Below are 21,755 nucleotides of genomic sequence, written 5' to 3' on the forward strand. Positions count from 1 at the left end.
TCACAGGAGAGAGCTATCGCCTTCGGCATGCTCTTTCCCACCGTTAAAATTATGAAAATTTAGCCTGGCAAGGCTATGCACAAAATGGTTTCCGAACTCTGCATTTTTTGCTTGCCAAATACACGCAAGGATTAAATAGTATCAGAGAAAGCATCTAGGCATTCAGCTAACGGGTATCGATAGTTCAATGCAATGGAGAAGTCTAAAACTCTATTTTCACTGAACAGCAAGGTTACTTGTATTTAGTATGATCGATGTGTTAGTTATTGTATTATGGGTAATATACTGACTGCCTCAATAGGTATTTATAAATAGAACATAGGAGGATTGAATGTCCTGGAGCAAATTGAAGCAAAATCTGGAGAGTTTTCTCTGTCCTGCGTTATATGGAAGGGTCGAATACCGTGCAACCGGCTATCGTTATTTACCAGATAAAGCAGGCCTTTGTTATATTGCGGTAGATAAAAAGAATGTATTCAATATGAGCGATAAAACTACTTTAATCAAATGGTATCAGACGGAGCTGGAAATTAAGAATGATTCAGATATCCAAATTCCTATCAGCAATGAAGAAATTGAGGCTGTCAGAAAAGATACGAAGGGAACAGTTCCGGAGGATCGTCTAAAAGTAATTGCAAGAAGTAGAAAAATATCAGAATATGCAAAGGAGCTTTTGCTAGCACAAGTATCATTAAGTAAATCAAATTTTAGTGGTGTAGCTAATCAATTTTTATCCATGTCTATAGAAGAAAGCATGGAGAGCAATGATATACTATTGAATATTCTAGCTTTGGTGGACAGACGAGTTGGAAAAAAGCGAATTTTAAACATGGCCGAGAAAATGAAGGTAAAGCATCCAATTGTGCAGTATTTTTATGAACTACGTCTTAGTACCTTATGAAACAAATAAAAATATGCTTCCTACTTAAAATCTCACGAGGAATGTGATGAGGATATGGTTAAGGCAGTGGATCAAGCCTCCTAAAACGAAGAAGCACGATCATTTTAGGAGGGAACCAAACATGATTTTCCATCCCATTGATATGGATACCTGGAGCAGAAAACCTTATTTCGACCATTACCTGAACAACGTCAGATGCACCTTTAGCATGACGTCCAACATCGACATTACCCGGCTGCTTCCTGAGCTGAAAAGAAACGGATATAAGCTGTATCCGGCGCTGATTCACATGCTGACGACGATCATGAACCGTCACACCGAATTTAGGATGGGCTATGATACGGATGGCTACGTAGGTTATTGGGAAAGCATGTTTCCCAGCTACACCATTTTCCATGAAGACGATAAGACGTTCAGCAGCATCTGGACAGCACACCACGAAGATTTTCATGTCTTCCACGAACGCTACCTTGCCGATCTCGCTGTGTTTGGAGAGATCAAGCAATTCACTCCCAAGTCCAATGAACCGCCATACACGTTTCCCATCTCGTGCGTGCCGTGGGTGAGCTTCACTGGCTTCAACCTGAACATTTACAACGAGGGGACCTACCTCTCGCCTGTCTTTACGATCGGAAAATACTTCAGGCAGGCTGACAGCATCTTACTGCCGTTAGCGGTGCAAATGCTCCACGCAGTGTGCGACGGGTATCATGCCAGTTTGCTTGTGCAAGAGATGCAAACTCTAGCTGACGCTGTCGCCACGTGGCTGCCGTGCAGTAAATAAGCGAATAGAAAGTAAAACAGCGACAGCCCGGACATGGCGATCCATGACCGAGCTGTCGCTTCGTTTGTTTGCCTTTGCTTTCTGTTGATCTAGCGCATTCGGAGCAGTTTGACCCCGCGGTGTCTGCTCGCTCGGAACATCTGGCTCTCCCTGCTACTCCTTGCCTTCGGGAGCTGCTTTGGCCAATTCCTGTTCGCGCAGCGTTCTGCGCAGGATTTTGCCCACCGCTGTCTTCGGCAGAGCATCCCGGAATTCCACGATGCGCGGCACCTTGTAGGCAGCCATGTTTTCACGGCAATAGGCGATCAGATCCTCTGTCGTCAGACTGGCATCTGGCTTGAGAACCACGACAGCCTTCACGCTCTCACCCAGGTATGCGTCAGGAACACCAATCACCACCGCTTCCATGACAGCCGGATGCTGGTACAGCACTTCTTCCACTTCGCGCGGATAAATATTGAAGCCGCCAGCGATGATCATATCTTTTTTGCGATCGACGATGTAATAGTAATCCTCCTCGTCGCGGTAGGCGATGTCACCGGTGTACAGCCATCCATCCCGGAGGACCTGTTCCGTCTCTGCCGGCATATTCCAATACCCGCTCATCACCTGCGGACCGCGAATTACCAGCTCTCCGGCTTCTCCTGGCGGAAGCTCTCGCATTCCGTCCTGCAAATCCACGATTTTGGCTTCCGTGTTCAAAATGGCCTTGCCCACAGAGCCCGCCTTTTGTTTGTCAATTGGATTAAAATGCGTCACAGGCGAGGCTTCCGACAATCCGTAGCCCTCCATGATTGTAGCTCCAGTCTTCGCCGTAAATTCCTTGATAATTTCTACCGGCAAGGGCGCAGATCCGCTCAGGCAGTATCGAATCGAGGAAAGTCCGTAGTCTGCGGCTTGAGGATGAGCATTCACCGCGACATACATCGTCGGCACTCCCGGGAAGAGTGTCGGCTTGGTATCACGGATCGTCTCCAGCACCTCATCCCGATCAAAACGAGGGAGCAGGATCAGCTGGGAACCATCCAGCACCCCCATGTTCATACACACGGTCATGCCATACACGTGAAAGAGAGGGATCACGGTCAGAATGCGGTCCTGGACTTCTTCGTCGCTTTTATCATGAGCGCCTTTGAGAATTCCTGAGATCTGGAAGGCATTGTAGACGAGATTTCTGTGGGTGAGCATGGCGCCCTTGGAGCGGCCTGTCGTCCCTCCGGTGTACTGCAGCACCGCAATGTCTTCCGCAGTCAAGGGGACGCTCGACAACTCTCCTGATGCAAACAACGCTTCAAACAGGATGGTGTTTCCGCTGTAGACGTCTCCTCTTGGAGGCAGCTCCACGACGATTTTTTTCAGATTGGCTGCCAGGGACACTTTTTCCACCGCAGGGAGCAACGGCGCGAATACCACGATGGCCTTCGCTCCAGAGTCCCCGAGATAATGCTCCAGCTCGGCAGGAACTGCCATCGGGTTGATCTGAACGACGATCCCTCCGGCCTGCAAGATCCCGTAATACGCAATCGGAAATTGCGGGCAATTGGGCAGCATCAATCCGACGCGATCCCCTTTTTCAATTCCCAGATCTCGCAATCCGGCTGCAAAGCGGCGCACACGTTCTGTCAGCGTCCGATAATCCATCTGCATTCCTTTGAAATACACAGCACTTCTTTCCGGGTAGCGCTCGCAGGTGGATGCCAGCAATTCTGGCAAGGTTACCTGCGTCATGTCTAGTTGTGACATCAACAACACTCCCTTTCACGTGAATAGGCTGGTTCTGTATATATAATTCAAAGATAATGGGTCGAATTCCTCTCTCTTTTATCCTGCATCATGAAAAAACAAGGAAGACGACCGACGCTCGGGATCCATCTTCAGTCCGGATCGGTTACAGGTATCCAGCCCGTCAGCAATGCTCCACCCTCCGCATGATTGCCTGCGGCCAGATCACCTCCGTGCCGCCTCATAATTCTCTGCGAAATGGTCAGCCCTAGTCCGCTGCCCCCCGTAGAACGGTTTCTGGACGCATCGCCACGATAAAGAGGATCAAAAACCCGTTGCAGCTCTTCCGACGAGAAGCCCGGCCCTGTATCACGTATCGTAAACATCACTTTCTTCTCTTCTTTCTGGCATTGAACAACAATATCACCATGGGCAGGTGTATGTCTGACGGCATTTTCCAGCAGATTGTTCACGGCTCGCTCCAATAAGTGCGTGTCACCGATGATGGTGCAAGGTTCTGCAAAATGGCTCGTGATCGAGATCTGTTTTTGCTGAGCAAGCGGGTTCAAACTGTCAATCGACTTCTGGAGTATAAGAGCAAGATCAACAGACGTATTGCTCAATTCCGTCTCCAGATACTCCATCTTGGTAAAGGTGAAAAGGTCCTCTACCAGCATGCCCAGCTGCGCTGCTTTTTCCTTGCAAACCGCCACATATTTCGATCGTTTTTCCGGTGTTTGGGCAATGCCTTGTTCCAGACCATCCAAATAACCGCGCAAGGCGAACAACGGTGTTCGTAAATCATGCGCGACAGCCGCGATCATGAAGCGGCGTTCTTCCTCCAGTGCCACTTGTTTCTGATGAGACTTTTGCAGTCCTTTGACCATCACCTCAAATCCATCGCGGACTTCGGCTATTTCGGTGATTCTGGACAAGGGCAGCTGCACATCCCAATCTCCTGCGGCAATTTGTCTAGCCGCCAAGCTCATCTTCTCGAGAGGCTTTAGCAGGAACCTCCGCATTTCCACTCCGACAATAAAAAAGGCAAGTAAAAGTCCGGCAACCGCCGCAATGATTTGGACCGTATTTGATTTCGGCACGTACATGACAACCTTGCCAAGTACACGACCGTCCTCGATGATGGTGAATCGCTCCGTTGACTGCGAGGCATGATCGTGTTCCGGATTGGAGCGATAGATTTCTTGATCTGACGCTGATAAAAGCGTCACTTCCAGCTTTGCTTCCTGAAGCAGGCTATCCAGTTGGTTTTGCCAATTCGGATCCATCCATTTGTCCGAGTTGGTTTCGATCAGGTTCATCGTTTCGGTCTGCTGTCTTTGAAAAACCTCATGTTGCGGCTGATTTTTTGCAAAGCTCAGCGTGCCTGTTTCCATGAAATGAGCTGTCAAAAAGAACCACCAAGGCATGCTAAGGATGAAAAATAGGCAAAGCATGGAAAATGTACGAATGCGAAGTGTTCTCATGTTAACCTCCCTCGAAGCGATACCCTACTCCCCATACATTGACCAGGTATTGCGGATGATTCGGATCGGATTCGATTTTCTCGCGAAGCCGACTGATATGAACCCGGATCGTATGCTTGTCGCCTACTCCATCCCAAAATTTCTCAAGTAATTGTTCATAGGAAAAAACATGTCTCGGGTGTTCCACAAATAATCGAAACAGCTCGTATTCCCTCGGTGTAAGCACGATGCTGTTCCCGTCCACAAATATTTCTCTTGTGGACAGGTTTGCCTTGAGACGCCCATATTCTACGATCCTTCCATTCGATTGCTGCTGGGTAGTGGAGCGGCGCAATACTGCTTTCACTCTGGCAATAATCTCCCCCGGTGAAGCCGTCTTGACGATATAATCGTCGCCGCCGAGAGTCAGCCCGCGAATCTTGTCCACATCATCGCTGCGAGCGCTTAGGAAAAGGATCGGAACATTGCTCTGTGCACGAACCCGACGGCATAACTCAAAGCCATTTTGACCCGGCATCATGATGTCAAGGATGATGCAATGAATGGTGCTCTCCTGAAACGCTGCCCACGCTTGTTCGGTATCACAAGCAGTAATGACGTGAAAATGTTCATTCTCCAAAAAGTCTCGCAATAGTTCAACAATACTAGGGTCATCATCTACGACCAGTATCGTGTTGAGAGCATTCATGAATATCCCACCTTTGCATTTCCAGTCTATCATTTTTTCTGCAAGAACTATCGGAACCATGCATTTTGTGATGGTTTGTTTACTATTTTGTGATTCTCTTGCCACATCCTTTGAGATATTCCATTGCTATCATTCGAGGGCGAGCACAGAAAAGGAGGATGTCTGAATGCTGACTGTTCAAATCGTACTATTCGATGGTTTCGACCTTTTGGATGCCATGGCGCCTTACGAGGTTTTTTGCGCTGCTTCCACAATCACGGAACAAGAATTACAAGCAGAATTCGTCACCGCCGAAGGTCCGAGGCTCGTGACGAGTGGGATCAATGGTTTAAAAATAGCAGCGACTGGGGGACTTGATCCAGAACGTGCCAGTATCATTCTGGTTCCTGGCGCGTCCGGTTACGTAGAGGGAGATGGTCCTGATTCGATCCCGGCAATTCTGAATCGGGCAGCGAATACACAATTGATCAGCTTGATCCAACAGGCACTCGGGCAAGGAGACGTCGTGGTCGCCACGGTATGCGGAGGTTCCCTTCTGCTGGCTATGAAAGGGCTGCTGGAAGGCAGACCGGCGGCAACCCATCATCTCGGGATGGATGTACTAGGAGCCACCGGGGCTGTTCCCGTCTCCGCACGCGTAGTTGATGACGGCAACTTGGTTTCCGGCGGCGGCGTGACCTCGGGACTCGATGTGGCTCTGTATCTGCTGGAACGCGAGCTTGGACCGCGTATCGCCCACGCGGTAGAGCAATTGTTTGAATATGAGCGAAGGGGAACGGTTTGGCGAGAGAAAGGAATTGCGCCTAGCTATCAGAAGACAAGGCAGGCCGAAGAGCCGAACATCGCGAAGATGACTTCCGGAACTCAACATCACAGCATCGCTCAGACATCTGTCTTTGACGGGGAGTGGGATACGACAATCGCGACACCTGTAGGGAGCCTTCCAGTCAGGCTGTCGATTTCAACTAGGGATGGGTTGATCCAAGGCACTGCGATTCAAGGGGATGAGGTGGTCACATTCATGAATCCGGTTCTGCAGGACAACAAGCTTGCTTGGTCGCTGCGAATCACGAAACCAATGCGTCTCAATCTGAAATTCGAAGTTGCCGCCGACGGAGATCACATGACAGGAATCGCTAAAGCTGGTGTCCTCCCTGCCTCCAGATTAACGGGCATACGGATTTCCTAACAAAGAAGCTATGAAAAAGATGGAGCCTGGAGGTTTTGGATCTGATGAAAAATCGCAAAGCATTATACGGCCTTTTGGCTTGTATCAGCATTGGCTTTATTCTGTACGCCCTGGTATTCAATTTTATGATCGATCCCAGAGCCGAGGAATTTTTAAGCCATAAAACGGGACTGAAGCGCGAACTCAACCTGCCCGTCTGGTTAAACGTGATGTACGTTCATGTTGCATTCGCCTGCATCGCCATGGCGACCGGGCTGCTCAACTTTTCCAACCGTCTGTTGGAAAAAAACCGCAAGCTCCACCGCATCAACGGCTACGTGTATGTATTGTCCGTGCTTATTGTTGCGCTGACTTCCGGGTACATGGCACCTTACGCCACAGGAGGAAAAATAAGCAGCATGGGGTTTAACGCGCTGAATATCCTATGGCTGCTCCTCACCATCACAGCGCTGGTTCAAATCAAAAAGAAACGGATCAACCAGCACCGCAACTGGATGATCCGCAGCTACGCCTTTTGTTTTACGAACATGTTGATTCATCTGATCACCTTCCTTTTTCATCAGGGTATTGGGTTCGTGTACGCTACCAGCTACACGATTGGCCTGTACAGCTCCATTGCGCTGCTGCTGCTTATTCCTCAATGTATCATCCGAATGCTCGAAAAGCGTTAGACCGTGAAAGATAGTCCTCTGAAATGAAAGAGGTCAGCCAGTAAAAGCCGGCTGACCTCTTAAAACCCGATATGAGTCTGTACTTCGCAAGGTTGGGATGAGCAACTGCCACAAGCATGTACCGCGTGCATGCTGTTCGATATGGACGGCACATTCTGCGGTGCTCATCGATCAACGGTTTTACCGCTGGTTGACGTTGGGGATAGGCCGGCCGTGAAGCATGTCGGCGGCGAAGGTGAACGGTTCGCCAGTGTCTTGCGCGGCGGGGATGACCTCAACGTGGTCGGCGTTGGGGAACTCCCGGTAGGTGATGGCGGCGTCACGGGCGTTCAGATCACCAATCATTTTCTTGGTCGTCGGAGGGGTGACGGTGGTTTCGTCCTTCCCTCCCTGGTAGATGACCACGGGAACGTTCATCGTGAGCTGCGAAGGATCCTGGGCGCGCAGGTACTGCATCAGCTTGTCCGCATCCGGGCCCTTTTGCAGATATTGACCGGGCTGCAGTTGCGGGAACTCGTACAGGTCGCCCAGGCAGGCTTTCTTCGTCGCTTCGAGCTGGGGCTGCATCTGCGGCGCTACCAGGTTGTCGAGGTTGATGCTGGAGTCGACCGCTTTTGCTCCCAGGGCCGTAATTGCGATGAAGGGTTGTGGACCCTGCGGAATTTCACCGCCATTCAATACGTAGGTGAAGAAATCTGCCACGCCTGGGCCGGTGGGGGCATAGGCGATCGCGCCACGCAGCTTGTAGGGGCCTTTCGTCGCCGACACCGTACCGGCACCCCACAGTGCAGTTCCACCACCCTCACTATGACCGGCTATGATCCAGTCGTTGGAGAGTTGTTTGCTGATCGAGTGGGCGGCCGTCACAGCGTTGATGACGGCGTCGGCGTTGCTGCGTCCATGCAGGACCGGTCGCGGTGTTGTCTGGCCCCACCCGGAGTAGTCAGTCTGCACAACGGCGTATCCTCGCTTAACCCATTCGTTCAGGAACGGTTGGGAGTAGGCTCCCTCGCCCAGCGACGGTGCGCATTGCGGCGCGACACCAGAAGTGCCGGGGGCCCATGCCAGAACGGGGAAACCGCCCGCCGGCGGGGCACCCTGCGGTAGGGCTAGGCTGCCGTACGTCACCACATCCTCACCCGAAGGAGTGGTGGAGATATACGCGAACGAGTAGCTTGCCGCGGCATCGGCCAGGCGGTGCTGTGGCGCGGTGTTCACCGTGACCAGCTGCCCCGGCTTGAACTCCTGGATCGATGCGGCCGCCGGCGGAACACGATCTTGGGTTGGCTGGCTCGCGTAGGTTGGCTGGATTGCGAAAGCGGTCAATACGGACAAGCTAGCCGCCGCAACAAAACTCGTCACTTTAAACAGCTTTTTGGTTCGATCGAAATGATTCATATTCTCTCTCCTCTTATGATCTTTTTCGAATTTCTTTTTCGCTGACGTCCGTCAAAGACAGCGGCCCTCCTCGATGATAACGCTTACAAAATCTTCGCTTACGTGAAGGCTAGTCCATTTATGCAGGTAATCACACCCTTGATGCAGAATGTTTGAAATACAAAAAACTGTTTTTCTATTTTAACTATTCTAACATACCGGTGGTCAATCCGTGAATAGTTTTGGAAGGATAAGGGCAAGAAAAAAGCATTCCCACGGCGGGAATGCTCTTTTTGTCTGTCGCTTCCTATGTATTCTTCTACTTTGATCAACTGATCGCAGGTTCGTACATGGACAAGGATAAGGCCTCACATGACCTGCGGCAAAAGACGATCGGGACCTGTCTTTGCTTCGCCAGCTTCTTGATATTTTTGCTCAGATTGTGGTTGACGAAGTTGATAAAGACGACGATCAGCTCCGTGTCCGCCGGGATCATCGCCTTCACCTCCGATTTCTTTCTTCCGGAGACGTGATACACATGGCGAAATCCCTTCTCCTGCAGCATGGTCTCGATTGCCCCTACCTTATCCCCGCCAACGACAAGGACGCCAGCCATACCCGATTCCTCCCATCGCTACGCTTGAGTTTTAATTTATATTATTCCGAGTTGTTTAGTGTGTATTATAGCATGCGAGATGGGATTTGCCAAACTTTTTTCGAACCCTGGCAGCTGCTGCCATTTATGCATATTTGATTGGGTAATGGACATTCTTATCCATATAAACGCACAGGAGGAAAAGTTATGAAAGAACATGATCAAACATTAGAAAGTGAAATGACATTAACGAACCGTCAAGGTCATCCCATTTCCGATAACCAAAACATTCGCACAGTCGGAAACAGAGGGCCGTCCACCTTAGAAAACTACCACTTTATTGAGAAAATTTCACATTTTGATCGTGAGAAAATTCCGGAACGCATTGTTCACGCACGCGGAGCTGGAGCACATGGCTATTTTGAAGCGTATGGAAAAGTGGGAGATGAGCCGATCTCGAAATATACCAGAGCCAAATTATTTCAAGAAGCGGGGAAGAGAACCCCTGTCTTCGTACGATTTTCCACGGTAGCTGGCGGCGGCCACTCTCCTGAAACTTTGCGTGACCCACGCGGGTTTGCCGTGAAGTTCTATACCGAAGACGGGAACTGGGATTTGGTAGGAAACAACCTGAAAATCTTCTTTATTCGTGATGCGATGAAGTTCCCGGATATGATCCACGCGTTTAAACATGATCCTGTAAACAATCTGCCAGATCCGGAAAGAATGTTTGATTTTGTATCACAAACACCGGAAGCGACGCATATGATCACCTTTTTATTTTCTCCGTGGGGAATCCCGGCCAATTATCGTCAAATGCAGGGCTCTGGTGTCAACACGTACAAATGGGTGAATCAGGAAGGTGAGGCCGTCCTTGTCAAATATCATTGGGAGCCCAAGCAAGGGATTCGCAATCTGACCCAAAAGGAAGCCGAGCAAATTCAAGGGAAAAACTTTAATCACGCGACACAGGATCTATATGAAGCGATTGAGCGGGGGGATTATCCTGAATGGGAGCTGTTCGTCCAAATCATGAGCGATGACGAGCATCCCGAATTGGATTTTGACCCTCTGGATGATACGAAGCTGTGGCCGAACGATCAGTTCCCATGGCTGCCAGTCGGAAAAATGGTCTTGAATAAAAATCCGGAAGATTACTTTATGGAAGTGGAACAAGCTGCATTCGGCACAGGCGTCCTGGTGGATGGACTCGATTTCTCGGATGACAAAATGCTTCAGGGGCGGACCTTTTCCTATTCGGATACGCAGCGTTATCGCGTAGGCGCGAACTACCTGCAACTGCCGATCAACGCTCCGAAAAAACGGGTGGCGACGAATCAAGGCGGCGGACAAATGCAGTTTAAGCTGGACCGCGCTCCTGGACAAAACCTCCATGTCAATTATGAGCCATCCGTTCTGGGCGGCTTGCAGGAATCACCGAAAAATGGAAAGGATCATGAGCCTCATTACGATGCGAATGTGGTTCGCCAAAAAATTGACCGCACCAATGATTTCAAACAAGCCGGCGAAACGTATCGAGCCTTCGACGATGCAGAGCGTGAGGAATTGATCTCCAATTTGGTGGATGCCCTTAAAATATGCAATCCCAAAATTCAAGAGAAAATGATCGAGTACTTCACGAAAGCGGACCCGGACTACGGGAAACGTGTTTCGGAAGGGCTGGCGCAGGCGAAGGCAAGCCTCGAGCACAACAGTTCTGTCGCAGCAGACAAAGCCGTTAAGGACGCTGAAAATATGGGTCACAAGACAGACGGCTATTAGGCTGCTCGCTGGAACGCTCCCCCACTCAGGACAACAACTTGAGGTGGGGGATTTTTTTGCCTCATAAAAAAGACCGTTGAGCACTCTCGTGACAACGGCCTCTTCCCTTTATGAACGAATATTTCTTTTACCTTGCATATCCGGACAGAGCCTTCGCCGTTTCGCAAATCACGGGAACTACCTGTGATTCCAGCATGTCCGGATTCAGTACGCTAGTCGGCGCCGCCACGTTGATCGCGGCCAGAATCCCGCCATCGCGGTCAAAGATCGGAACCGCTACCGAGCAAATGCCAATCTCGAATTCTTCCTTGCTGATGGCATAGCCCTTTTTCCGAATCTCCTCCAGCTCCTTTTTCAGATCAAGCAGCATGGTCTTGGTCTGGGTGGTGAAGGATGGCAGATTCGTATCTTCGCTTAAAGCCTGCATTTTCTCCTCCGATAAAAAGGCAAGCAGGACTTTCCCCATCGAGGTGGCATGGGCAGGCAACCGGGAGCCGATCATCACATTCAGCGTAGAAAAGCTGGTGCTGGTTGCCGCACGCGCGACGTAGACCACTTCATTTCCGTCGAGAATGCCCATATGCGCCGAAGCCCCCGTCTGGTCGCGCAGCTTCTCCAGGTAGGGGCGCGCAAGATCGGGAAGCTGCATGGTATTCAGATAGGCAAAGCCCAGATCCATCACCTTCGGAGTCAGCTGATAACGCTTGGTGACTTCATCCTGGTAGAGGTACCCCAAATGCTGCAGCGTGTATAGAAAGCGGAACGGAACCGTCCGGCTAACGCCCATTTTGGCGGCGATTTCGACCAGGCTCAATGTCGGTGTCGAGGCATCGAACATTCGTAATATTTCCAATCCTCTGATCAGGGAATTGGAGAGATAGCGGTCTTTTTCTGGTTTCGACATAAGCGCTTGTTACTCCTTTCACTAGCAAACGTGCAATAGGCGGTCTCTCCTATTGTAGTCTTTCTTGTGGTCACGTAACAAGTGCGAACTGGAAACTTTTAGGCTCAGACGGCTTCGCCCTGGTTACAGGCGAAGCCGTCTTTCCTTATCCGATCGAAATATATTCCGTTTTCTTCTTCAGGGAAGAGAGCACACTCAGAGCTGCGAGATAGCTTGTTTTCGGATTGCTTGGCATCGGATCATTCTCCAATTGGATGCTCATCCGGCCAAAAGCGCCAGTCGCCTCGATACAATGCGTATTTTTCGTCGCCTGCGGATCTGCGACAATTTTGACGGTTGTTTTGTCACTGCCGAGACCAGCCAACGACAATACAATCGCAACGTTGATGTTTTTCGGGAACTTGCTGATTGCTTCTGTCGCTGTGCCTTCAAAGACGACTTCCTCTGTCTCCACCTCTCGTCCAATCAGGGAAAGCGGCGGCTTGCGGGTAGTCAGGGAGACAGAATCCAACTGACCGGAGGCAAAAGCGGAATGAATCACATCAAGACCGCCTATCGCCCCAGAAGGCAGCATGATGCGCGCACCGGTCTGACGGCATGCTTCCTGGAGATTTTCATAGAGCTTTTGATCGACCAGTGCGCCTACGCTGATAATAACCAGATCTTTTCGCTTCGCGATGACCTTCTCTGCATACTCATGCACAGCTTGGACCGTCGCAGCTTCTACGACAATGTCAATGCCCGAGTCCAAAAACGCGTTCAAGTCCTGGTAACCGTCGATTCCATAGCGGCTCTCCCACTCTTCGGCTACTTCGGGACGCCGGAGCAAAACAGACTTGACCGTGCTGTTGGGCAGTGTCCGTTCGACATTGATGCTTTGCAAGAGGAAGGTCGCGATGCTTCCTCCGCCGATGATTCCGATTTTCATCAAGCTTCCCCCTTCTGTGCTGCCTGTTCGCGCTCCCGAATGAACGAGCGAACGAGCGAGTTGAATGTCTCAGGCTGTTCCATATAGACCAGATGCCCTGCCCGCGGGACCAGCTCCAGGGTAGAACCGGCGATGCCTTGGTGCACGACTTGGGATTCCGGCACGGGCGTCACCTTGTCATCCTCGCCGCAAATCAGCAGGGTAGGCATTTGAATCGATGCCAGCAGCGGCGTCTGATCTGCGTTGTACAGCGAATACGCTACCGAGCGGTAACCAGCCAGCCGCACCTGGGACATGATCCGTTTGCCCTCTGCCACCAGCTCTGGTGCGGCATGCGGCGAAAACATCGCGGGCGTACGAAGCTCTGCCAGTTCTTCTGGCGGCAGGTTCTCTATATTATGGAGACGATTTTTCAGTTTTTGCTCGTTGGTATCCGGATTGACTCGGCCGCCGCGGGTGCTTGCAGCCAGGATCAAGGCTTTCAGATACTGCGGATATTTGGAAGCGAACTCCATCGCCAATGTGCTGCCCATGGAGTGGCCCAGCAAGTATACCTTGTCCAGGCCGAGCGAGTCCAGAAAGCCTTTGAGAATTTCGGCCAGCTCGCCAAAGGTGCGGAATTCCGGATCGGGATCGGAGCTTTGGCCATAGCCGGGAGTATCCCAGCCAATCACGCGAAAATCATCTTGCAGTCCGGCGTACTGCCGTGCCCAGGACTGCGAGTTATTGCCCAAGCCATGCAGAAGGACGAGAGGAATGCCCTCTCCTGCTGACCGATAGTGGATGCTGAGCGACCCTACTTGCGTCACGGACATTGCGATCACCTCATCTTGGTCTTTTGGTGCGTGAAATGAAAAGACCCGGCGGATGCCGGTCGTCTTTTCATGCTGATAGGCAAATGCCCGTCATTATTTTTGTTGTTCAGCAGCAGCCGCAGCTTTGGCTTTTGCACGCTCAATGCGAAGATTTTCGAGTGCGCTGCCTGGTTCGTATGTTGGAATTTGCGGTTTTGCCGCACCCAGCATAACTGCCATGATCGCTTCTTCATCGCTGTCGTTGCGAACACCGCGGTAGTAGCCTGGAGGAGTCCAGATGCAATCGCGCTCGCCCAATTTGAGCTCATGGATGGTGTCGCCGATTTGTACGCGGGCAGTCACGCTGCCTTTGATCACGAAGAATACTTCTTCTACGTCTTCATGCAAGTGCATTGGGCCTTCGCAGCCTGCAGGCAGGTACATGTTGCTCAAAGTGAAGTGTTCAGCTTGGATCACGTTGCTATCTACGGCAGCTACCGCGCCAGTACCGATATAACGGCATTGGGCACGACGGTAGTGAGGGCTGATTTGCTCTTGGAAAGAAAGTGCGTTATAGTCCAATTTTCTTGTTTCCAGACGGGCTACATACTTTTTCTCAAACTCTTCAATGGAGATGTTTTGTTCACTCATGATTCATGCCTCCTCAAGTGTTTGTGTTTTAAATGAGAAACATTGTTTTGTATTTAAAATTATTATATGCTCATTTTCCCTGAATGTCAATATTCGAAATGGTAAGAAAACATCATTTGTATGCGTTTCCAAACCGCCCTGTTACTGCCAGAAAACGTACTTGCGCTGAATCTTCTGGATCAACAGGTTCAACAGATAGCCCACGAGCGTAATCAGGACGACACATGCCAGTACCTTTTCCTGCATCAGGGAGGCGGACATGTAGGTCAGCAGATAGCCCATGCCTGCGGTCGCGCCGATCATCTCTGTCAAAATCGCAATGATAAAGGCCATCGGCAGCGCGATCTTCAACCCGGTAAAGATAGAAGGCATCGTCGCAGGCAGCAGCACGCGCCAAAATACCTGGCTGCGATTGGCTCCCATGTTCTGTGCGGCCCACAGGTACAGCTTGCCTACGCGGGTCGAGCCGTAATAAGTATTCAGCACGATCGGGAACAGGCATTCCAGGAATATCATCGTGATCTTGGATGCGGAACCAAGCCCGAGAATGAACACGAGGATCGGATAGAGCGCCACGCGCGGGATCGGAAATCCAAGCGAGAAGATCGGCTGCACCAGATCATTCAACAGCTTCGAGCGGCTCATCAACAGCCCGAGCGGAACGCCGACGACGGCAGCCAAGGCGAACCCTGCAAAGACGCGGAACAAGGTGATGGGCAGATTCTCCAGCAGCATGCCGGTGGTGATCAGTTCAAAGGCAACGACAAGCACTTTTGACAAGGAAGGGAACAACCGCTCAGGCATGATTTGCAAAAAGACCACCAGCTCCCATGCCACCACGATCCAGATGAGCGATTGGTATTCGATAAGAAACTTCCATCCTTTTTTCATGATGTTCTACCCCCTGTTCTCCGACCACCAGAGCAATCGCGCACGGACAGCCAGCAAAATTCGATCGAATAAAAAGCCAAGCAGGGCAATGAAGAAAACGGAGACAAACATCAGGTCGGTACGTCCGGCCATGTCAGCCAAGAGGATCATGAAGCCCAGCCCGAGGCCATTGGACGATCCAATCATTTCTGAGGAGAACATCATGACGAAGGTCAGGCCCAGCGATACGCGCAGCCCGTCGAAAATCTTCGGAAGGGAAGCAGGCAGGATGACTTTCCACAGGATCTGAAACTTGCTGGCCCCCATATTTTCGGCTGCCCAGACAAATACTTGCTTGACGCCATGCACTCCGTCCTTGGTCGCAATGAAGCAAGGAAAGAAGGCGGTTAAAAAAATCAGCAGGATGCGCGTCGTATCTGAAATCCCGAACCAGACCATCAAGATCGGCAAAAGCGCAATTTTCGGAACGGGATTGAGCACGTCGACGATGGGCTGGAAAAAGATCCCGACTGGTTTGAAAAATCCGGCCGCAATCCCGAGGACAATCCCCAGCACCATGACGAGCAAAAAGCTGACCAGCGAGCGGTACAAGCTGGACGCTGCATTGGTAAACAGCTCGCCGCTGACGATCAAGGCCCACATCTCGCTGCCCACCACATACGGGCTGGAAAGATACGCGGGTATCCATTCCAGACTGGCAAGAGCCTGCCAAATGGCCAGGAGAACCACGATCTCGATCGCGGCAATTTTTTGCAGGCGTTTATCCATCACATTCCCTCCTCGTCCGATGTACCCTGTTCCTGATGAAGCAAGTCCCAAATATGATTGCGGATATCCATGAACTCCTGGGTCTTATGCACGTCAAGTGTGCGAGGACGCTGGAAGTCGATTTCGATAATCTCTTTTACCACTGCCGGACGGCCGCTGAAGACAACCACGATGTCACTCAGGAATACGGCCTCGTCGATATCATGCGTGACAAACATCACGCTCTTGTTGGATTCCTGCCAGATGCGCTGCAGCTCTACCTGCATCTTTTCGCGGGTCTGGGCATCCAATGCGCCAAAAGGCTCATCCATCAACAGTACATCGGGATTAAATGCCAGGACGCGGGCCAGGGAAATACGTTGCTTCATCCCTCCCGACAGCTCGGAAGGAAGGTTTTTGCGGAAGTCCCATAGATTCACCAGTTTGAGATAATGCTCGACGATTTCATCGCGTTTGGACTTCTCCATCCCCTGGATTTCCAGTCCCCACGCCACGTTGTCAAACACGTTTTTCCAAGGGAAGAGCGCAGATTCCTGAAACATCATGCCGCGGTCGGGACCTGGCTTGTCCACTTCCTTCCCGCGAATCCGAACCTTGCCGCTGGACTTGGGTATGAAACCGCCTACAATATGCAAAAAGGTACTTTTTCCGCATCCGCTCGGACCTACGATGCTGACAAACTTCCCCTCCGGAATCTTCAGGCTGATCTCCTGGATAGCAGTGACTTCCTCTTTTCCTCTGGTGTAGACCTTGCCCAATTTCTCGATCTCGATGGCCGGTGTCTTGTTTTCCATCACTGATTCTCCTTCGCTAGGTAATAGACAGGTGAACGGCCCCTATTATGAGGGAATAGGGGCCGCAACGTTTTGCGCGTATGGCTTACTTAGGCAGATAAGACATGTCGATGATGGAATTCGGATCGACCGGCTTGTCCAACCATTTTTCTGCTACCAGCATTTCCTGGATTTTGCCCCATGCTTCGATGTTTACGGTTCCGTCTACGGAGCGATTATTGTCAGTCATTTTCACGTACAAGGCCGGATCGGCTTGCACTTTCTTCGCATCGATCAATTTTTGACGAGCTTCTTCGCCGTTTTCTTCGTAATATTTGACGGTGTTTGTGAAATCACTCAGGAAGTCTTTGATTGCTTGTTCGTTTTTCGTTACAAAGTCAGGGTTTGCCATCATGACCAGGAAGTCTTCCTCGACGTTCACACCTGTTTTGGAATTGAACACTTCGACGAACTCGCCGCTGGCATTGGCTGTTTCAAAGAACGGCTGCGGGAAAACACCCACATCGATTTTTTTCGATTTTACCGCTTCGCCCATGGAAGGAATCGGAATAACGGCGTATTTCACATCTGTATCCGGGTCCAGGCCTGCGGAGCGAACAGCTGCACGCGCCCAAAGGTCCGTCGGTGCCTTGAAGTCAGGGATCCCGATTACTTTTCCTTTCAAATCAGCCATGCTCTTGATGCCGGAATCCTTCAGCGCCATGAACTTGGTGTTGAAGCCTTTGCCAGGTGAATCCTTGACCACGGAGCCGATGACTTTCAACTGGATTCCCTGGGAAGCCGCCAGCATGGTCGCCCCTTGGCCGATAGAAGCAATGTCGATCTGGTTGGCTTGATAGGCGTTCAGTCGGTCTGCATTGGCGCGGAATTGCGTAATGTTCAGGGTGTAGCTTTTTCCTTGATTAGGTGTTAAGGAAGGATCTACCTGCATAAGCCAGAAAGGTTCCTCAGAGGCAAAACCGCCGCCCAATCTAATCTCTACGGGTTGGTTTCCAGCTGATGCCGTCTGTTCAGCAGGTTTTTGCTCTCCTGCTGGTTGTGCTGGCTGGTTGGTCTGCCCCGATCCACAGGCTGCTAAACCGACTGCCAGGCTCAAGATGAACGCGATTTTACCCAAACCTTTTTTCACGATGATGCCCCCTTGTAACAATCAAAGTATTGTTTCGCATGAAAAACACCGTTTTTCATATAAACAATATGTTACAAGCTTATTCACATCCTTGTCAATATTGAAAACCATTAAAATAGTAAAAATATTCTTTGTAAATCAATCATTCACGCAAAAAGAAAAACCACCCCATATATATTGTAGAAAACTTGAAAAATGGGTGGTTTTTTCTTCCGTTTTTTTACTGTAAAACTTTATGAAAAAAGTTTATTGTCTCTTTCCAGGAATCGCGGGATGCGTCCGCATGATAGCCGCCACGAGTATCGTTCAAGAATCCGTGATGCGCTCCCTCATACACCTTGTAGGTGAAGGTTTTGCTTGCCTGCTTCATGGCTTCTTCAAATGCGGGCACCAGCGAAGTGATTTTCGGATCCAGCTCTCCGAAAAATCCCTGGATGGGACATTGGATGGCTTCTACCTGCTCCTGGGTCACCGGCATGCGGCCGTAGTAATTCACGGCTCCCGCAAGCTTGGGCTCAGATGCGGCCAGCATGACAGACAATGCTCCGCCCATGCAAAAGCCGATCGAGGCGACTTTCTCGCCCTTGCTCCACTCATAGTCAGCCAGGAATCCTGGCACGGCTTTGAGGCCTTCCAGCAATTCCGGCAATTTGTTCAAGTAGGCAAACAGATCGGTAAAAGTAGCGCGCAGCATCTCGCGCATTTCTTCGGGCTGTTTTTCCAGTGCCGCTTCGCGCGCGACCGGATCATGCCAGGACGGAGGTGCCAACGTATCCAGAAAAGTCTTGATCTGCTCGATGCGCTCCTCTGTCAAGCTCTCAGGCCGTTTTCCCTCTACAGCGTACAGATCGGGAGCCGCTGCGAGATACCCCGCCTTGGCAAAACGCTCTGTCAAATCGAGGATATGCGCATCCGTCCCCCACAGCTCCTGGATCACCAGGATGACGGGCAAGGGAGCTTTGGCCCGCTCGGGACGAGCTGTATAGAGCCGATGCGTCTTACCATTTTGTGAAAACGTGATCCATTCTGTCTTCAGCGACAATCCTATCCCCTCCTTTTTACTGGCGTGTATCCATAAAAAGCGGAAAGTTCGTCTGCTGCCTCCAATATAGCGGGCAGGACGAAGCTGGTCACATAGTCGAGCGGCAGGATGGATTCGGGAGCAGCCACACTGATCGCAGCGACGAGTTCGCCGCTTTCATGAAAGATTGGAGCTGCCACGGAACGAACCCCCGCCTCAAACTCTCCGCTGCTGATGGAGTAGCCTTGCGCGCGGACTGTTTCCAGCTCTTTCAGCAAAGAGGCAATCATCGTTTTCGTGTCTTTTGTATACGAATGCAGATCCGAGATGAGCAGCAGCTCCTGCCATTGCTCCTTGGGCTGGAAGGCCAGCAGAGTTTTTCCGATGGCGGTCGCATGTGCAGGCAAACGAGAGCCGACCGCAACAGCAAATCGGGTTATGCCCCTGGCTGTTTCGCAAGCGACGTACACGACAGACGTCTCATCGAGAATCCCGATATGCGCGGAACCGCCTGTCTCATTGCGCAGCCGCTCCAGATAGGGCCGGGCTACCTCTGTGATCTGCAAGGTGTTCAGATAGGAAAAACCAAGCTCCAGTACTTTTGGTGTCAATTCATAGCGCTTGGTGCTTTCATTTTGCCTGATGTACCCCATATGCTGCAGGGTAAACAGCAGACGAAACGGGGTGGTTCTGCTCACACCCAGTTGATTGGCGATTTCGACTAAGGAAAGAGTAGGCTGTTCGGGTCGGAACAGCCGCAGAATTTCCAGTCCCCTCATCAGGGAACTGGAACTGTATCGTTCTTTTTCTTCTTTTGCCACCGCTTTGCCCTCTCTCTCATGGAATGGGGGGGAGCATGCCGGTATTACGCATTTCTTATCCTTCAAAACGCTCCAAAAGTTCAATAATCACGTGATAGTCCGATACGGTATCCATATACGCGTATTTGCCATTGCCTGTGAAGAAGTAGCCTTTTTGGATCAGCGGATACCCCATTGCTTCCAGCTCTGCTACCTTTTCGTCTAGATTGTTTACCAGAAATGCGATATGGTGGACGCCCTCTCCCTTGGTGTCGAGATGCTCTCTCCACGTGCTCGGCGAGTCGCCTGGTTCGATCAGCTCGATCTCGATCAACGGCGTTTTGATGAACAGGAAACGGCATTTTGCCTCTGTCGGCTGACCGCGATAGACGACGCGTGTCACTTCCGGCTTGCCTTCTTTCAGCACGTTCGACTTCTCTGCGCCAAGCAAAGAGCAGTATGCGTCTGCTGCGGCATCCAGATCGTGGACGACTATCGCAATTTGCACGACTGTATCACTGCCGAGCAGAGGTTTGATGTCTTCTGCCTTAGCCTTCACCGGCGGGATCGCCTGCGGCTCGTCACGCTCCAGCAGCTCGACCATGGTTTTGCATTTCGGGACGGTGTCCACGTAGGCATAGCGTCCTTTGCTGGAGGTGAATTCACCTGTCTGCACGGTTCCGTATCCGGCTTCGTTCAGGATCGCCAATTGCTTTTTCATATCTTCTGTATCGACCGCCATATGGTGAATGCCCTCGCCTTTTGTGTCGAGGAATTCGCGCATGGTGCTTGGCTCTAGATCGGGCTCGATCAGCTCGATCTGGACAGAAGGCGTATCCATGAAGATCAGCTTGTTTCTTGCTTCTGTAGGCTGGCCGTTGAAGACGATTTTGGAGATGGAGCTGTCTCCGGTCAAAAACCAGTTCGGCTTGGGTACGCCCAACAGCTTTCCGAAGGACTCAGCCGCTTTCTCAATATCATGAACGACAAAACAGATCTGGTTCAGCTTGCTCGTTCCCAAAAGTGCGTTACTCAAGGTCCAGTCCTCCTCTAGCTCAAGCCGCGAACCACAAGTCCTCCGTCGCTGGAGATGACCTCTCCGGTGATCGCTCGCGCCTTGTCTGATGCGAGCAGCAGGTAGGCCCCGACGTGATCCTCCGAGGCCATCACGATCTTCAGTGGGTTGCGCGTCTTAATGCTTTTCGCTTTGGTTTCGTTGTCTACTATATTGACGAACGGGCGCAACGGCGCAATGACGGAGAGTGCCGTCAGTGTGCCTCCCGGAGCTACGGCATTGACGCGGACGTCAGGTGCCAGCTCAAAGGCAAGCTGGCGCAGCAGGCCAAGCTGGGCGTGCTTGCTGGCTGTATACCAGACCCCTCCTCCATCCGGGTAGAAGCTGGCGCCGGACAAGGTGAAAATGATGTTTCCCCTCGTCCGTTTCAGTTCTTCCACTGCTGCTTTGGCGGCAAAGAAGCTGCCTTTTACATTGATGGAGAACAAGATGTCATACGCCTCTGACATTGCTTCCGGGGTGACATTGACGAACTTGGCAAAAGCATCGAACACCCCTGCATTGGAGATGAGGACATCCAGCTTTCCGAACGCTTCGACTGCCGTCTCTACCGCTCGCTGATGATCCTCATAGATCGTCACGTCCCCTGTGATTGTGCGTACCTTTTCACCGAATTGCTGTTGCAGCTCCTGCAAGCCCTCTGCCGAACGGTCCAATACGGTAACAAAAGCGCCTTCCTTCACAAGACCTTCTACGACCGCTCTGCCGATCCCGGAGGCCCCGCCTGTAATATACACGGATTTTCCCGATAGCTCTGCCATTTTAAGTCTTCCTCCCCTATTTGCTATACAAAACGGTCATGACCGT

The 21,755-nt window shown here is 51.1% G+C and carries 22 protein-coding genes; 5 read left to right on the plus strand and 17 right to left on the minus strand.

The window, feature by feature from the left end; genetic code table 11:
* Positions 1 to 331: 331 nt before the first annotated feature.
* Both EDM58_RS07650 and catA read left to right on the plus strand, forming a co-directional pair.
* Positions 332 to 901 (plus strand): SF0329 family protein, encoded by a 570-nt coding sequence (locus EDM58_RS07650; RefSeq protein WP_122912826.1) that lies wholly within the window; start codon positions 332 to 334, stop codon positions 899 to 901.
* A 121-nt stretch (positions 902 to 1,022) separates the two neighbouring features.
* Positions 1,023 to 1,685 carry a type A chloramphenicol O-acetyltransferase gene (gene catA / locus EDM58_RS07655; RefSeq protein WP_122912827.1) on the plus strand — a complete coding sequence of 221 codons (663 nt, stop codon included), beginning with the start codon at positions 1,023 to 1,025 and terminating at the stop codon, positions 1,683 to 1,685.
* A 153-nt stretch (positions 1,686 to 1,838) separates the two neighbouring features.
* On the opposite strand, the gene EDM58_RS07660 is transcribed toward catA, so the two are convergent.
* From EDM58_RS07660 to EDM58_RS07670, 3 genes are all read right to left on the minus strand, one after another.
* Complete coding sequence (locus tag EDM58_RS07660; protein WP_122912828.1) at positions 1,839 to 3,428, minus strand: long-chain-fatty-acid--CoA ligase; 1,590 nt, start codon at positions 3,426 to 3,428, stop codon at positions 1,839 to 1,841.
* A gap of 131 nt (positions 3,429 to 3,559) precedes the next feature.
* Entirely contained in the window at positions 3,560 to 4,891 is a 1,332-nt protein-coding gene (locus tag EDM58_RS07665; protein ID WP_122912829.1) for a sensor histidine kinase, read from the minus strand.
* A 1-nt stretch (position 4,892) separates the two neighbouring features.
* On the minus strand, positions 4,893 to 5,579 hold the full coding sequence (locus EDM58_RS07670; protein WP_122912830.1) for a response regulator transcription factor: 687 nt from the start codon (positions 5,577 to 5,579) through the stop codon (positions 4,893 to 4,895).
* Positions 5,580 to 5,745: 166 nt separating this feature from the next.
* Between EDM58_RS07670 and EDM58_RS07675 the strand changes: the two genes are divergently transcribed.
* Together EDM58_RS07675 and EDM58_RS07680 are read left to right on the plus strand one after the other, a co-directional pair.
* On the plus strand, positions 5,746 to 6,768 hold the full coding sequence (locus EDM58_RS07675; protein WP_122912831.1) for a DJ-1/PfpI family protein: 1,023 nt from the start codon (positions 5,746 to 5,748) through the stop codon (positions 6,766 to 6,768).
* A 44-nt stretch (positions 6,769 to 6,812) separates the two neighbouring features.
* Positions 6,813 to 7,439, plus strand: coding sequence for a DUF2306 domain-containing protein (locus tag EDM58_RS07680; RefSeq protein WP_122912832.1), 627 nt, complete (start codon positions 6,813 to 6,815; stop codon positions 7,437 to 7,439).
* A 180-nt stretch (positions 7,440 to 7,619) separates the two neighbouring features.
* Here EDM58_RS07680 and EDM58_RS07685 read toward each other — a convergent pair whose 3' ends face one another.
* Both EDM58_RS07685 and EDM58_RS07690 read right to left on the minus strand, forming a co-directional pair.
* A complete protein-coding gene (locus EDM58_RS07685; protein ID WP_122912833.1) occupies positions 7,620 to 8,837 on the minus strand; it encodes an alpha/beta hydrolase family protein in 1,218 nt (405 codons plus the stop codon).
* A 307-nt stretch (positions 8,838 to 9,144) separates the two neighbouring features.
* The gene (locus EDM58_RS07690; RefSeq protein WP_023558078.1) at positions 9,145 to 9,432 is read right to left on the minus strand and encodes a DUF2325 domain-containing protein; all 288 of its coding nucleotides are present in this window, start codon (positions 9,430 to 9,432) and stop codon (positions 9,145 to 9,147) included.
* 186 nt (positions 9,433 to 9,618) lie between these two features.
* Between EDM58_RS07690 and EDM58_RS07695 the strand changes: the two genes are divergently transcribed.
* Positions 9,619 to 11,193, plus strand: coding sequence for a catalase (locus EDM58_RS07695; protein WP_122912834.1), 1,575 nt, complete (start codon positions 9,619 to 9,621; stop codon positions 11,191 to 11,193).
* A 127-nt stretch (positions 11,194 to 11,320) separates the two neighbouring features.
* Here the strand turns inward: EDM58_RS07695 and EDM58_RS07700 are convergent, their stop codons facing one another.
* The 12 genes from EDM58_RS07700 to EDM58_RS07755 all read right to left on the minus strand — a co-directional run bounded on the left by EDM58_RS07700 (position 11,321) and on the right by EDM58_RS07755 (position 21,709).
* A complete protein-coding gene (locus EDM58_RS07700) occupies positions 11,321 to 12,097 on the minus strand; it encodes an IclR family transcriptional regulator (protein WP_122912835.1) in 777 nt (258 codons plus the stop codon).
* A gap of 145 nt (positions 12,098 to 12,242) precedes the next feature.
* Positions 12,243 to 13,025, minus strand: coding sequence for an aspartate dehydrogenase (gene nadX, locus EDM58_RS07705; RefSeq protein ID WP_122912836.1), 783 nt, complete (start codon positions 13,023 to 13,025; stop codon positions 12,243 to 12,245).
* Positions 13,025 to 13,840 (minus strand): alpha/beta fold hydrolase, encoded by an 816-nt coding sequence (locus tag EDM58_RS07710; RefSeq protein WP_122912837.1) that lies wholly within the window; start codon positions 13,838 to 13,840, stop codon positions 13,025 to 13,027. The genes nadX and EDM58_RS07710 overlap by 1 nt, the downstream gene beginning before the upstream one ends.
* A 93-nt stretch (positions 13,841 to 13,933) precedes the next feature.
* Complete coding sequence (locus tag EDM58_RS07715) at positions 13,934 to 14,470, minus strand: cupin domain-containing protein (protein ID WP_122912838.1); 537 nt, start codon at positions 14,468 to 14,470, stop codon at positions 13,934 to 13,936.
* Between the two features lie 141 nt (positions 14,471 to 14,611).
* A complete protein-coding gene (locus EDM58_RS07720; RefSeq protein ID WP_023558084.1) occupies positions 14,612 to 15,361 on the minus strand; it encodes an ABC transporter permease in 750 nt (249 codons plus the stop codon).
* A 6-nt stretch (positions 15,362 to 15,367) separates the two neighbouring features.
* Positions 15,368 to 16,129 (minus strand): ABC transporter permease, encoded by a 762-nt coding sequence (locus EDM58_RS07725; protein ID WP_023558085.1) that lies wholly within the window; start codon positions 16,127 to 16,129, stop codon positions 15,368 to 15,370.
* Complete coding sequence (locus EDM58_RS07730) at positions 16,129 to 16,923, minus strand: ABC transporter ATP-binding protein (RefSeq protein WP_122912839.1); 795 nt, start codon at positions 16,921 to 16,923, stop codon at positions 16,129 to 16,131. Before EDM58_RS07730 ends, EDM58_RS07725 begins: the two co-directional genes overlap by 1 nt.
* Before the next feature lie 85 nt (positions 16,924 to 17,008).
* Positions 17,009 to 18,052 carry an ABC transporter substrate-binding protein gene (locus EDM58_RS07735; protein ID WP_122912840.1) on the minus strand — a complete coding sequence of 348 codons (1,044 nt, stop codon included), beginning with the start codon at positions 18,050 to 18,052 and terminating at the stop codon, positions 17,009 to 17,011.
* Positions 18,053 to 18,272: 220 nt separating this feature from the next.
* Positions 18,273 to 19,094 carry a dienelactone hydrolase family protein gene (locus tag EDM58_RS07740; protein ID WP_122912841.1) on the minus strand — a complete coding sequence of 274 codons (822 nt, stop codon included), beginning with the start codon at positions 19,092 to 19,094 and terminating at the stop codon, positions 18,273 to 18,275.
* A 2-nt stretch (positions 19,095 to 19,096) separates the two neighbouring features.
* On the minus strand, positions 19,097 to 19,894 hold the full coding sequence (locus tag EDM58_RS07745; protein ID WP_122912842.1) for an IclR family transcriptional regulator: 798 nt from the start codon (positions 19,892 to 19,894) through the stop codon (positions 19,097 to 19,099).
* A 55-nt stretch (positions 19,895 to 19,949) separates the two neighbouring features.
* Positions 19,950 to 20,909, minus strand: coding sequence for a VOC family protein (locus tag EDM58_RS07750; protein WP_122912843.1), 960 nt, complete (start codon positions 20,907 to 20,909; stop codon positions 19,950 to 19,952).
* A 14-nt stretch (positions 20,910 to 20,923) separates the two neighbouring features.
* Entirely contained in the window at positions 20,924 to 21,709 is a 786-nt protein-coding gene (locus EDM58_RS07755; protein WP_122912844.1) for an SDR family NAD(P)-dependent oxidoreductase, read from the minus strand.
* Positions 21,710 to 21,755 lie beyond the last annotated feature (46 nt).

It is taken from the genome of Brevibacillus panacihumi, from assembly GCF_003710985.1.
GTDB lineage: Bacteria > Bacillota > Bacilli > Brevibacillales > Brevibacillaceae > Brevibacillus > Brevibacillus panacihumi.